Genomic DNA, 13,151 nt, shown 5'->3' on the forward strand with positions numbered 1-13,151 from the left:
TAAAATAGCCCCGTCCCAAATTAGCTGCCCCAGTCACAGTAGTCGTTGGGGACACTCTTAGCGGGGCACCGCAAGGACTGTCCCCGGCTGCCGGCAGAACGGGAACGTCCCCATCTGCCGGATTAGGAGAGGCTCTCCAGAACGTGGCGGAGTTCTTGCTGGACAGCGTGGTCGCGGTTGCACCCCACCACGCGATCGGCGACTGCCTTGAGTGCAGGACGCGCGTTTTCCATCGCGCAACCCGTGCCGACAAAGCGAATGATCTCGTAGTCGTTCATCGAGTCGCCAAACGCCATGACCTCATCGCGTCCAATGCCATAATGCTCCGCGAGCTGCTCGATGCCCGAAGCCTTCGACACACCGGGCTGCATGGCATCGATCCATGCGTTACCCGAAGGCGCAAAGGTAAAGAGCTGACCGAGTTCGCGCTGTAGCACGTACGCACTGTCCATAACGGCACCGTCGTCGCAAAAGACACTCGCTTTGATGATATTTACGCTGGGATCGGGCAGCTCCCAAATGCGCTCGGCATTGGGAAGGTCCTTATCGACCTCGCGCACGAACTTGCTCTCGTCATCGAGCAAAAAGGACTTGGTTCGGTCAAAGAGCGCAAGATGCAGATTGGGAAACGTCGCGACGGCCTGGGCGAGCTTGCGAACCGCCAGGTGCGAATACACCTCGCGGTCTACCATTTTGCCGTCGGCGTAGACCTGGGCGCCGTTGGCGGCGACAAAGTCCATCTTGTCGCGAACGGGTGCAAAGAACTCGCACAGGCGATCGTAGCGGCGGCCTGACGATACGGCAAAATGCACGCCATGCTCGCGTAGTGCCAAAATCAGTTCGTAGGTCTCGGGAGGCACCTGGCTGTTTTCGTCAAGCAACGTGCCGTCCATATCGGATGCAATCAGTTTAAACATAGAAAAGCTCCCTTCGGGCTTGTTGGAATCGGGCATCTATCCGAACCCACCGTACCCAAAGGGAGCACGAATAAGACCCCGCAGACATAAACGTTACAAGGACCTAGCAAATAGCTCACGCGCGCCAGAGGTCCCACGGTCGCAGCGTCAGGCGACACGCCAAAGAGCGTCGCAGGCGACTAGTCGTTTAAGAACGTCCCCGATGACTAGTCGGCGTAGGTGAAGGTGGTGACGTCGAACATGCCCTCGGGGCGGATACGGAGCGTCGGGATCACCGGTAGGGGCAGGAAGATGATGCCCATGATGGGATCGAGCGGCGGCTCGATACCCATGGCGCGCGCCTTGACCATAAAGTCGTCGTGCTGCGCCGCGACATCCTCGGCCGTGCCCTCGCTCATCAGGCCACCGAGCGCCAGCGGAATGCGCGCCACGACCTCGCCGTTGCGCACCAGCACGTGGCCGCCCTGCCCCACGGCCTCAACGGCAGCCATCATATCGGCAGCGTTATCGCCCACGACGCATACGTTGTGCGAATCGTGGCCGATCGTCGAGGCGATGGCACCACCCGTGATGGTAAAGCCGCGCACCCAACCACGGCCGATATGCTTGCCGACTAGGCCCAGACCCGCGGGGCCGTCACCGTCGGCGCCCTCGGCCTGCAGCGACACGCCGCGGCCATGGCGCTCGATCAGCATAATGCGGCGCAGGCCCTCGGCACTCTCGGGGCGGGCCATACCTGTGATGGCCTTACCCGGCACCACGTCGATCACGGCCTCGCCCGACTTAAAGGCATAGTCGAACACGGCGAGCGATAGCTTCGGCAGCTTAACGGAGGCGCGCAGCTCATCGGCAAGGGCCGCAACCTCGGCCATCTCGGGCGCGATCTCGCCCACGAAGGTGCCGTCCTGCGCCACCAGAGCGCCGGCGGCATACACGCGATGCGGAGCCGTGGCAAACGTCAGGTCGTTGAGCACCAGCAGGTCGGCACGCTTGCCCGGGGCGATGGCGCCACGCAGCTCGTGCGGGTCGCGGCAACCGTGGTCCAGGCCAAACGCCTCGGCCGTGGAGAGGGACGCCATAGAGATAGCGACCACGGGGTCGATGCCGGCCTCGATGGCCACGCGGCAGGCATTGTCGATCATGCCGGTCGCAAGTGCATCGGAAGGGGCGCGGTCGTCAGTCGCAAAGCAGCAGCGGCGGGCGCGGGCAGGGTTCTCCAGCAGCATCGGGGACAAATTGGCCAGGTCGTGGCTGCACGTGCCCTCACGCAGCATCACATACATGCCGCGGGACAGCTTGTCGAGTGCCTCCTCGGGAATCGTCGACTCGTGGTCGGCGATAATGCCCGCTGCGGCATAGGCGTTGAGGTCCTTACCGGCAACGAGCGGCGCATGGCCGTCGACCTGCTTGGACGGCGTCTGGTTGGCAGCATCGATGCGGGCGCAGGTCTCGGGATCGGCCATAAAGACGCCCGGCAGGTTCATCATCTCGCCCAGACCAAAGACATCGCCCGGATGCTCGGCAAAAAACGCCTGCATATCGGCGGCGGTAATGACGGCGCCTGCCTGCTCGTCGGGCAGCGCGGGCACGCACGAAGGCATCATGTACTTGATGGAGATGGGCGCACGGCGGCCGTCCTCGATCATAAAGCGCAAGCCGTCCAGGCCGGCAACGTTGGCGATCTCGTGGCTGTCGGCAATGGCAGTGGTGGTGCCGCGCGTCGCCGCCATGCGCGCATACTCGGCGGGACGGATGTTCGAGGACTCGATATGCAAATGTCCGTCGATAAAGCCGGGGGCAAGATAGCGACCCTGGCAGTCGATGACCTCAGTTGCCTCGTAGGTGCCGGCGGCATCGTCGCGACCATCGTAGAGCACGCCGACGATCACACCGTCCTTGACGGCAACGCTACCGGGCGCCACGCGCTGGCCATATACGTCGACAATCTGCGCATTGGTAAACAGCGTGTCGACGGGCACGCGGCCCTCGGCTGCATCGATCACAGACCTCATGACCTCAACGGATATACATACTCCTTTTACTGTAGAAATAGCTACGGAGCGGACAAACCTTCACCGCAGCAAGCCAATAGCCATTGTATGCCCAAAAGAAGGTCCCGCTAACGCCCCTTCCGCTTAACGGCACCGCCAAATGATCCCTCCGTCCCCAAGGGATCATCGTAACCAAAAAAGGCCGCAGTCGGGAATCCCGGCTGCGGCCTTGTTGCACTTGTGAGGTCAACTTGCTCGTTAGACCAACTTAAAGCCCTTGCGCTTGCCTACGGAGAGGGTGTCGCCCAGCTTGAGGGCGCTGGGGTCGATGTTATAGCTCTTGGGAGCCACCGCCTCGCCGTTGATCTTGACACCGCCGCCGTCGATGTCGCGACGGGCCTGGCCGGCGCTCGCCGAAAGACCCAAGTCCTTGAGTAGGCCGGCGAGGTAGATCTGGCCCTCGTCGTTGACGGTCAGCTCAACGTGCTTCTCGGGGAAGTCGGCAAGCTGGCCCTCCTTGAACACACGGTCGAACTCGGCCTGGGCCTCGTCGCCGGCGCCGGCGCCGTGGTAGGTATCGCACAGGTCGCGGCCCAGAGCGCGCTTGAGCTCGTAGGGGTCGGCGGAACCGTCGGCCAGGGCGGCGTCGATCTTGTCGACCTCGGCCGGGGTGAGCGAGCTGGCCAGACGATAGTACTTGCCGATCATCTCGTCGGGGATGGACATGGTCTTGCCGAACATATCCTTGGGAGCATCGGTCAGGCCGATGTAGTTGCCGTAGGACTTGGACATCTTGCGCACGCCATCGGTGCCCTCGAGCAGCGGCATGGTGAGCGCGATCTGCGGCTCCATGCCCATCTTCTCCATGAGCTCACGGCCGGCAAGCAGGTTGAAGAGCTGGTCGGTGCCGCCCATCTCCACGTCGGCCTTGATCTGAACGGAGTCGAAGGCCTGCATCACGGGGTACAGGAACTCGTGCAGGGCGATCGGCGTCTGGGACTGGTAGCGCTTGGTAAAGTCATCGCGCTCGAGGATGCGGGCGACGGTGAACTTGGAGCACACCTGCAGCAGGCCGGCCAGATCCATCGACAGGATCCAGTCGCCGTTATGCACGATGGTGGTCTTCTCGGGATCCAGGATCTTCATGGCCTGGCTCACGTAGGTCTCGGCGTTGGCCTCGATCTGCTCCTGCGAAAGCTGCGGGCGGGTGGAGTTCTTGCCCGAGGGGTCGCCGATCAGTGCGGTACCGTTACCGATGATGAGGGTGACGTTGTGGCCCAGGTCCTGGAACTGACGCATCTTGCGCAGGGGCACGGCATGGCCCAGGTGCAGGTCGGGGCTGGTAGGATCGACGCCGAGCTTGATGTTGAGGGGCTCGCCCTTCTCAAGCTTCTTGCGAAGGTCGGCCTCGGGGACGATCTGCGCTGCGCCCGAGGTGATGATACGCATTTGCTCGTCGACAGACAGCATTGGGTATCCTCCTTTTGCTATAGCACCCTCACCGGATACGGCGGTGCTCGAAGTTCATAAACCCACTCATAATAACCAAAACGGCGCGGCCGAACACCTACGACAGGAAAATCCTCGTCCTACCGCACGCGTCGATAACGACCGGCAAACGCGTGCCGTCACGTTCGACCAAAAAGCGCCCCTGCTGACGGCGCGAGCAGTCACGGCAACGGACCTGCCCCGTCGCATCCGTGGCGCAGGCGCCCTCGGCAGTCAGCAAGCAGTGCTCGCACACCATGAGCTCGGGACGGCCGGCATCGACAGGCCCCAAGACACCGGGGCAAGCGGAAAGCTCGGCAACACGCTCCGCGTCGTGGGCGACAAGCTCGGCAGGCACATACACACAGCCCGCGCCGAGCCCGCGTAGCCAGGCAAGCGTAACCCGGTTTGCGCAAAACACCGGTGCCGCAACGTCAAACGCCACGCCCAGCTCACGCGCCATCGCCACCTGTCCCAGATTACGACAGACGACGCGCCCGGCACGCCGCATAAGCGAGCGGGTACGCGAGGCATCGGCTGCACGACAGACCTCGTCAAGCACCACAACGGCGTCGGACAAATCGAGTTCTCCGCGCGGGTCGGCATCCATCAGCCGCCAGGCAAAGACCATGCGATCGGAAGCCCCCTTTTCCGGCGGCTCCGTCAACGCCGCCTCGGGCACGTCGCCAACAGTCATGGCGGCCTCAAAGGGCAGTATCTCAACGGCTCCTGCAACGGGTACGACCGCGTCCGCCTCGACCCGCATGTGCCCCAGCGCCGTCGCCGTCTGCCCCAACACGCCGGCGCTGCGAATCAGGTACACCTCGCATCCCGCATCCACCTTGCGCTTGCAGTGCACGACAACGCGCTCCCCCGCCGCTGCATCCACCGGGCAGGGCACCTGGGGCCAGCGCTTGGGCACATCGGGGCGTGCATCGGCACCCGGATAGAACCGGATCTCGAGCGTGTCGCCCGCGGCCACGGCGGCATCGAGTTCGACGGTCACCTCTTCGTGACCCACAGTCACCAAGTGGCCCACGCGCACGCCCTGGTTAATCGCACGCTCAAAGCTCATGAGCTCAGCGCCCGATCGCCCCCGCAGATACGCATCGGTAAACCCGCGGTTGAACGACCTGCCCAGCTCGCGCTCGAGCGCCGACACGGCAGCGGCATCCCACGCGCCATCGCGCAGCATATCGAGTGCACGACGCCACACCCGCACCACGTTGAACACGTAGTCGGGGTTTTTCATGCGCCCCTCGATCTTGAGCGACGCCACCCCGGCCCCAACGAGCTCGGGCAGGTGCGCAATGCCCAGATAGTCGCGCGGGCACAGCAGACGATCGCCCTCCACGGAAACGACGCTCTCCCCCGCCTCGTCCACCAGGTCGTACGCCAAGCGACACGGCTGCGTACAGTCGCCGCGCATCGCCGATCGTCCACGGCGCAGAGCCGAAAACTCGCAGGCGCCCGAATATCCAATGCAAATCGCGCCATGGCAGAATACCTCGATAGGCACGCCGGTAGCACACAGGGCGGCAATCTCGTCGACCGCCAGCTCACGGGCGGTCGTCACGCGCTCGACCCCGAGCTCGTCGGCAGCCAGGCGCACGGCGCCTTCGCTATGAACGCCCGCCTGCGTGGACAGGTGAATCTCGACCCCGGGAATCGCCGCGCGCAACGCGCAGGCCAGACCGGCATCCGCCACGATCAAGGCGTCAGCACCCAACTCTTGCGCGTGCGCCCCCAGCGCCACCGCGTCGGCCAACTCGTCGTCGAACACAAACACGTTGAGGGTCACGTATACACGCACGCCGTGCGCATGCGCCACGACACAGCCGCGGGCGAACTCGTCGTCGGTAAAGCCGTGTGCGCTCACGCGGGCGTTGAACCCGCCCAGGCCCGCATAGATGGCATCGGCACCCGCTGCAATCGCCGCGAGCATCTGATCGAGTCCTCCGGCAGGCGCCAGCAGCTCGGGCAGCGCCGCCTCGGCAGCCCCCGGCTCGTTATCGCATTGTCCACTCGGCCCCGTCGTCCGAATCGCCATCGGCAAACTCCTTACCAACAAGGTATGCATTCACTCTGAAAAAAAACCGTCATCCAGCATACACGAGGCCTCGCGCGCCTCGTTTGGTTTATCGTGTAATAACTTATGTCCATCCTGCCCCAGCGGCGCACCCGCCGCCCGGCACGACATACCTGGAGGTCAATATATGGGTCCTCGCCAACGACAGGGGCGCAGTCGTTCCAAGACGCATGCCCTGCCCATGATCCTGCTCTCGTTCTTGGGCCTTTTGCTCATCGCGGGCGTAGCGTTTGGGATTGGCATGATCGGCAACGTCAATCGTTGGCTGTCCGATCTGCCCGACTATACCGACGCCAACGCCTATCTGGTGAGTGAACCCACCGAGATCGTCGATTGCAACGGCAACAAGATCGCGAGCTTCTACACGCAAAACCGCAAGTCCATCACCAAGGACCAGGTTTCCCCGTACGTGCTGCAGGGCACCGTCGACGTCGAGGACGAGCGCTTCTACGAGCACGGCGGCATCGACCTGTGGGGCATTGCTCGCGCAGCGGTGGCGACCCTTTCCGGTGGCCACGAGGGCGCCTCGACCATCACCCAACAGCTGGTGCGTAACACCATCCTGCAGGAGGAGCAGTTCGACTCGACCATCGAGCGTAAGGTCCGCGAGGCCTACATCGCCATCAAGATGGAGGAGATGTACTCCAAGGACGAGATCCTCATGATGTACCTCAACACCATCTATTACGGCCACGGTGCCTACGGCATCGAGGCCGCAGCCGAGACCTATCTGTCCAAGAGCGCCGCCGACCTCACCCTGAGCGAGGCCGCGCTGCTCATCGGCCTTCCCAACTCGCCTTCGCAGTACGACCCCACGGTCAATCCCGATCTGGCACTGTCTCGCCGCAACAAGGTTCTCGATAACATGCTGCGCCTGGGCCACATCACCCAGAAGGAGCACGACGCCGCGCAGGCAGAGCCCATCACCCTCAACGTAACCGAGATTTCGGGCAGTGGCGTCGACGTGTATTCGCAGCCCCACTTTGTCGCCTATGTTAAGCAGCTGCTGGAGCAGGAGTTCTCCACCGACGTGCTGTTTAAGGGCGGCCTAACCGTCAAAACCACCATCGACCCGACCATGCAGCAGACCGCCGAGGAGGCCGTGCGCGCCCAGCTCGACACGCTTTCGCTCGACGGCCTGGACATGGGCATGGTCGTCGTCGACCCCAAGACCGGCTACATCAAGTGCATGGTGGGCGGCTACGACTATAACGCCGACGAGAACCACGTGAACCACGCCACGGCCAAGCGTCCCGTAGGCTCCACGTTTAAGGCCTTTACGCTGGCCACTGCCATCCAAAACGGCATGAACCCCAACGTCACCCTCAATTGCAACTCGCCTCTTACAGCCAAGGGCACCACGACCAAGGTGCAAAACTACGCCAACCAGAGCTACGGCACCATCACGCTCAAGCAGGCGACGGCATACTCCTCCAACACCGGCTATATCCAGGTTGCAGAGGCTATCGGCAATAACAAGATCATGTCCCTCGTCAAAAAGCTCGGCATCGATCCTTCTAAGGACAATATCGAGGACGTTCCCGTCATGACGCTCGGTACCGGCTCCATCTCGCCGCTCGAGATGGCCGCGGCCTATGCCACGTTTGCCAACGGCGGTTACTATCGCCAGCCGATCGCCATCACCGAGATTGATTCGCGAACTGGCTCGGTGCTGTATCAGCACACCGATAACCCCTCGCAGGTGCTCTCCACCGGCGAGGCCGCGGCAGTGACCGACGTCCTGACCGGCGTCATGCAGGGCAGCGGCACGGGTGCCGCCGGCGCGCTGAGCGTCAACCAGCCCTATGCCGGCAAGACGGGTACCACCGACAACACCACCAACCTTTGGTTCTGCGGCTACACGCCGCAGCTGGCATGCGCCCTGTGGACCGGTTATTCCGCAGGCGAGATTCCCATCCAAAAGTACGGCATGGACCTGCTGGGCGATAGCACCAACCTGCCCGTCTTTAAGAAGTTTATGAACACTGTTCTTGCGGGGACCGGGCGCGAGGAATTCCCGACCGGAACGGCTCCCACGTACAAGAACAATAACGTCTGGAAGTTCTACGGCACCAGCAGCGCCAGGAAGTCGGAAAACGAGGAAGCCGAAGACAGGGGGGGGACCACCACCACAACAACGACGACTACCACGACGACTGAGACCACGGGTGGCGATACGACCGGCGGCAACGGTGCGACCGGCGGAGACGGCACGACCGGCGGAGACGGCACGACCGGCGGCGGCAGTGGCGGCGAGGGCGGCTCTCCTACTCCCACTCCCACTCCCACTCCTACTCCTACCCCTACTCCCACGCCTACCCCCACGCCCGATCCTTCAACAGGTCAGTAGCCAGCCATAGCCAGCAAAGGGGCCCGGACAGCACGCACGCTGCACGGGCCCCTTTTTCGTCTTACCCGGACAATGCCACCGTACGTCTCCAGGCACCGACACAAAAAGACGCCGGCTAGAGCCGGCGTCCCTTCAAGTTTATGAAACGACATATACGTAAACGACGCGCACGCCGCACATCCCCTACTTACGAGAGTTACTCAGCTTGTTGATGAGCGCCTCAAGGCGCTCGCCGTCCTCGGCTGTCTGCGCAATGACCAGGATCGTGTCGTTGCCGGCAAGCGAGCCGAGCACATCGGGCAGCTCCGCAGCATCGACGGCTGCGGCAATACCAGAAGCCGTACCGGGCTGTGCCTTGATCATAACCAGATTATCGGTGCGCAGGACGCCGGTAACCAACTCGGAGACCATGCGCTGCAAATGCAGGTCCTCGGCAAGGACATAGATGCCCTCGGGGAGCTTACGCAGCCCCATATCCGCGATGTCGCGCGAAACGGTCGCCTGTGTGCAATCGAAACCCATGGCACGCAGCTCATCTACCAAAACGCGCTGTGTGCGTACGTCCTTGTTGCGCACGATATCTCTGATGGCATCCTGGCGCCCATTGCGTTTTTTAGCCATACAAAACCTCACTCCAAAGATGGCGGAGACAATCAATCAGTGATTGAATAGTTTAGCGCTATTAAAGGGTATTTGTGAATAAGAACGCATTTCGAAACAATTCCATGCAAGATTATTTCGAACATAGCCATCTTAGGAGATTTTGGCACCCGTCCGGTTAAAAAAAGCGGCCAGGTGCGTATACATCACGCAACGCGCAGGCTTGGCACGGGCAATCGGTCCAAACAACAGGCCGAGTCCACGATGGTTGTCGCTGAGTGCCGCAGCCATCTGACGAGTCCGAGATGCCTCGAGCATATCACGCAAACGAGCGGAACGCTCAATTGAAGAAACCCCATGCGGGCTCAAGCACAAGTTTTCGATGCAGGCGACCAGCCCGGCGAAGTAAAACATATGGCTCTCCACCTTTAGCTGCGTGTCGCCGCTCGCCTCTGCAAGCGAATCAGTAAGCGCGTCAAGCGCCCGGGCGTCATCGGTAAGCTTGGCAAACAATGTGGGGTCAAAAGCATCTGTGAGCTGCGGCGCCACCGCATGGAAACAGGCGCCACCGCACCCAGATATGCGTTGCGCCTGCGAAAGAGCGCATGCCATAAACCCAATCGTGCGAAACGCACGATCTCGCGACAAACACGTCTCGAACAACGAGCGGCTGTACATCACACCGGAAGTCTGGGCAATCAGGCCGCCGGAAATCATCTGAGACAGACCGGCAGCCAAAGAAGCACGGTCATCGATCGTAAGAGAGGTGGCATCCAGTACGCGCGAATGGCGCTCACGATGAGCATCGTAGCGGTCGAGCGATGCCGTGGGAATCACCATGTCTGCCGCAGCATCGCATGCAACATCGACCATCTTGGAAAGGGACTGCGGGGCAAACCACTCGTCGGCGTTCATGGCAACTATCTGCAATCCACGCGAGGCGGCAAAACCGGCCTTGAGACATGCTCCGTGCGCCGAATCCTCGACGTCGATCAAATCGATGTGAATATCTCTGCCGGCGGCAACCTCGAGCGAATGGCGCACACCCGGTGCGACATCGCGGAATACGACAACAATCTGCAGATCATAGAGGTCTTGGTTCTGGACGCTCTCGAGCGCGCGCATCGCATAGCTGGGTGAACCCTCGACAACGAGGATCACAGAAAGTCGCGGATGCGAACCACGTCGAACCAAGTTTTCCGTCCTCTCGACAGCGCCAGATCAAATCGTCGTTCATGGTACACCCGAGCTATAAAAGCAACGCGCCGCCTAACATGTTGCACGCCAAGAACAGATGTTGCACACGCGCAGCTCACACATAGTATGTGTCAGCTACGGATGCGTCGAGCACTCCCCTAGTCGAGCACGACAAGCTCGTCAGGGCCGTAATCCACGCCCATAAACGTAAGGCCGCAGGCAGGCGCCGTGGGACCCGCAGCGGTACGGTCGCAGGCGTCAATAACCTCGCGCATCCACTGGGGATCGCGACGATGCATGCCAATCTCGACGAGAGTGCCCACAATAGTTCGCACCATCGAATGCAAAAACGCATTGCCCTCGATGGTAAACGTGAGGATGTCCTCGCCAAAGGCGACCTCATGGCCAAACTCGGCGCGCATTACGCAGCGGTGTGTCGGCTTGCCCACGGCAGACGCCACCTTGCAAAAGCTCTTAAAGTCCTGCTCGCCCAAGAGCGCAGGGCAGGCGGCCCCCATCGCATCGACGTCGAGGGGATAGCGATGCCACCACACGGCACCGCGTGACAGTACGGGCCGTGCATCACGATCGGCAATGCGATAGGTGTACGTACGAGATCGTGCGTCAAAGCGCGCAGAAAAGCCCTTACGAGCCTTGTAGACCTCATTTATGGCGATATCTTTACCCAGGAGGGCATCCATAGCCCTCAGCCATCTACGGCGCGTACACGCGAGCTCAGCGTCCGTTACAGGCACGCTGATGTACTGCGCCACCGCATGCACGCCGGCATCGGTACGCCCCGCACACGTCAGATCGATCGGGCGGCGCAGCAGCGTCTCGATAGCGCGGCGCAACTCGCCCGCAACGGTCGTCTGGCCCGGCTGTTCGGCAAATCCGCTATACGATGAGCCATCGTAGGCAACACGGAACACGAGGGTGGCATCGAGCTCAGGAATCGAATTGAAATCAGACGGCGCGGTCATGAGCGCTCCCAACAAACAATCAACGGTATCGCGACAAAAAAAGAGGGGTACGCGAACGTACCCCTCGAATATAGCCTATGCAGACGGATTGTCTACTCAGCGGTCTCCTCAGCAGGAGCCTCCTCGGCAGCCCCGACCTTCTTGGGAGCAGCGGCCTTCTTGGGGGCCGGAGCAGCCTTCTTGGCCTTAGGCGTGCAAGGCTCGGTGACGAGCTCCATGATAACGATAGGAGCGTTGTCGCCCTTACGGTTACCGAGCTTCATGATGCGGGTGTAACCGCCGTTGCGGTCCTGCCACATACCCTGGGCAGCCTTGTCGAAAATCTCGCCAACGAGCTGCTTATCGCCGAGCTTGGCGATGGCCAGACGACGAGAGTGCAGGTCGCCCTTCTTGGCCCAGGTGATGATCGGGTCGACGACCGAACGCAGCGCCTTAGCGCGGGTCTCGGTGGTCTTGATGCGGTCGTTCTCGAAGAGGGCCTTAGCAAGGCTCTTCTTCATGGCCTTGGTGTGGCTCGCATCGGTGCCGAGCTTCAGGCCCTTCTTAACGTTATGACGCATGGTCTAGTTTCTCCTCAAAAATGCGAAGCATTAAGCCTTCAGGCTCAGGCCCATGGACTCAAGCTTGTCCTTCACTTCCTCGATCGACTTAACACCGAAGTTACGGATGTTGAGCAGATCGTTCTCCGAGAACTCAACGAGCTGACGAACCGAGTGAATGCTGGCGCGCTTAAGGCAGTTATAGGAACGGACAGAAAGGTCCAGATCCTCGATCTGCTTGTCCAGCTCGGCGTTGTCGTTGGTGACCTCGGGAGCGAAGATCGAAGCCTCCTCCTCGACCTCGGGGGTCTCGGCAAGGTTCATAAAGGCAGCCATATGCTGGTTGATGATATTGGCAGCCTGGACCACGGCGTCGCGCGGAGCGATGGAGCCGTTGGTCTCGATCTCGAGGACAAGGCGGTCGTAGTCGGTGTGCTGACCGACACGGCAAGCCTCAACGAGCTTGGCGCAACGGGACACCGGCGAGTACAGCGAGTCGACGTGGATCACACCGATGGGATCGTTGTCGCGCTTGTTAGCCTCGCCAGAGACATAGCCGCGGCCATAGCCGATGCGCATGCTCATGGTGAGATGGCCACCCTCGGTGAGCGTAGCGATGTGCTGCTCGGGGTTGACCAGCTCAAACTCGGACGGAATAAAGAAGTCCGCACCGGTGACCTCGCAGGGGCCGTCAACCGAAATGGTGGCGGTCGCCTCGTCGGTCGTGCCGAGAGCCCTGAAGACAAGACCCTTGACATTCAGGACGATGTCGGTGACATCCTCGACCATGTTAGGGATGGTCATGAACTCGTGCTGCGCGCCATCGATCTGAATAGCCTCGACGGCGGCACCCTCGAGCGAGGACAGAAGAACGCGACGAAGGGAGTTACCCAGCGTATCGCCGTAGCCACGCTCGAGCGGCTCAACGGAGACACGAGCAGACGTCTCGTTAATCTCTTCGACCTGAACCTGAGGCCTAATGAATTCTGACATGTAT

Annotated in this window: 10 protein-coding genes; 1 reads left to right on the plus strand and 9 read right to left on the minus strand. The window is 61.5% G+C overall.

Features of this window, described 5'->3' with window-relative positions:
• Positions 1-122: 122 nt before the first annotated feature.
• From SFLMC1_RS08950 to SFLMC1_RS08965, 4 genes are all read right to left on the minus strand, one after another.
• Entirely contained in the window at positions 123-917 is a 795-nt protein-coding gene (locus tag SFLMC1_RS08950; RefSeq protein ID WP_152073537.1) for a Cof-type HAD-IIB family hydrolase, read from the minus strand.
• A 206-nt stretch (positions 918-1,123) separates the two neighbouring features.
• Positions 1,124-2,929, minus strand: a complete 1,806-nt coding sequence (locus tag SFLMC1_RS08955; RefSeq protein WP_226814210.1) for an adenine deaminase — start codon at positions 2,927-2,929, stop codon at positions 1,124-1,126.
• 237 nt (positions 2,930-3,166) lie between these two features.
• Positions 3,167-4,378 carry a tyrosine--tRNA ligase gene (tyrS, locus tag SFLMC1_RS08960; RefSeq protein WP_152073535.1) on the minus strand — a complete coding sequence of 404 codons (1,212 nt, stop codon included), beginning with the start codon at positions 4,376-4,378 and terminating at the stop codon, positions 3,167-3,169.
• A 97-nt stretch (positions 4,379-4,475) separates the two neighbouring features.
• Complete coding sequence (locus SFLMC1_RS08965; RefSeq protein ID WP_187323933.1) at positions 4,476-6,446, minus strand: U32 family peptidase; 1,971 nt, start codon at positions 6,444-6,446, stop codon at positions 4,476-4,478.
• Between the two features lie 166 nt (positions 6,447-6,612).
• On the opposite strand from SFLMC1_RS08965, the gene SFLMC1_RS08970 reads away from it, so the two are divergent.
• Complete coding sequence (locus SFLMC1_RS08970; protein WP_152073533.1) at positions 6,613-8,835, plus strand: transglycosylase domain-containing protein; 2,223 nt, start codon at positions 6,613-6,615, stop codon at positions 8,833-8,835.
• A 183-nt stretch (positions 8,836-9,018) separates the two neighbouring features.
• Here the strand turns inward: SFLMC1_RS08970 and SFLMC1_RS08975 are convergent, their stop codons facing one another.
• The 5 genes from SFLMC1_RS08975 to SFLMC1_RS08995 form a co-directional block, all read right to left on the minus strand.
• Positions 9,019-9,456 (minus strand): arginine repressor, encoded by a 438-nt coding sequence (locus tag SFLMC1_RS08975; protein WP_006235280.1) that lies wholly within the window; start codon positions 9,454-9,456, stop codon positions 9,019-9,021.
• A 132-nt stretch (positions 9,457-9,588) separates the two neighbouring features.
• Positions 9,589-10,629 (minus strand): glycosyltransferase family 2 protein, encoded by a 1,041-nt coding sequence (locus SFLMC1_RS08980; protein WP_152073532.1) that lies wholly within the window; start codon positions 10,627-10,629, stop codon positions 9,589-9,591.
• A 161-nt stretch (positions 10,630-10,790) separates the two neighbouring features.
• Positions 10,791-11,615, minus strand: a complete 825-nt coding sequence (gene truA / locus SFLMC1_RS08985) for a tRNA pseudouridine(38-40) synthase TruA (protein ID WP_152073531.1) — start codon at positions 11,613-11,615, stop codon at positions 10,791-10,793.
• Positions 11,616-11,707: 92 nt separating this feature from the next.
• Entirely contained in the window at positions 11,708-12,175 is a 468-nt protein-coding gene (gene rplQ, locus SFLMC1_RS08990) for a 50S ribosomal protein L17 (RefSeq protein ID WP_152073530.1), read from the minus strand.
• Positions 12,176-12,205: 30 nt separating this feature from the next.
• On the minus strand, positions 12,206-13,147 hold the full coding sequence (locus SFLMC1_RS08995) for a DNA-directed RNA polymerase subunit alpha (RefSeq protein ID WP_006235276.1): 942 nt from the start codon (positions 13,145-13,147) through the stop codon (positions 12,206-12,208).
• Between the last annotated feature and the right edge of the window lie 4 nt (positions 13,148-13,151).

It is taken from the genome of Collinsella aerofaciens (genome assembly GCF_901212495.1).
In the GTDB taxonomy this organism is placed as follows: Bacteria; Actinomycetota; Coriobacteriia; order Coriobacteriales; family Coriobacteriaceae; genus Collinsella; species Collinsella aerofaciens_H.

Excerpts from the sequence above, each read along its gene's own strand:
- SFLMC1_RS08950 (WP_152073537.1), bottom strand. The coding sequence starts at position 917 with ATGTTTAAACTGATTGCATCCGATATGGACGGCACGTTGCTTGACGAA.
- SFLMC1_RS08975 (WP_006235280.1), bottom strand. The coding sequence starts at position 9,456 with ATGGCTAAAAAACGCAATGGGCGCCAGGATGCCATCAGAGATATCGTG.
- SFLMC1_RS08995 (WP_006235276.1), bottom strand. The coding sequence starts at position 13,147 with ATGTCAGAATTCATTAGGCCTCAGGTTCAGGTCGAAGAGATTAACGAG.
- rplQ (WP_152073530.1), bottom strand. The coding sequence starts at position 12,175 with ATGCGTCATAACGTTAAGAAGGGCCTGAAGCTCGGCACCGATGCGAGC.
- SFLMC1_RS08965 (WP_187323933.1), bottom strand. The coding sequence starts at position 6,446 with ATGGCGATTCGGACGACGGGGCCGAGTGGACAATGCGATAACGAGCCG.
- SFLMC1_RS08955 (WP_226814210.1), bottom strand. The coding sequence starts at position 2,929 with ATGAGGTCTGTGATCGATGCAGCCGAGGGCCGCGTGCCCGTCGACACG.
- tyrS (WP_152073535.1), bottom strand. The coding sequence starts at position 4,378 with ATGCTGTCTGTCGACGAGCAAATGCGTATCATCACCTCGGGCGCAGCG.
- SFLMC1_RS08970 (WP_152073533.1), top strand. The coding sequence starts at position 6,613 with ATGGGTCCTCGCCAACGACAGGGGCGCAGTCGTTCCAAGACGCATGCC.
- truA (WP_152073531.1), bottom strand. The coding sequence starts at position 11,615 with ATGACCGCGCCGTCTGATTTCAATTCGATTCCTGAGCTCGATGCCACC.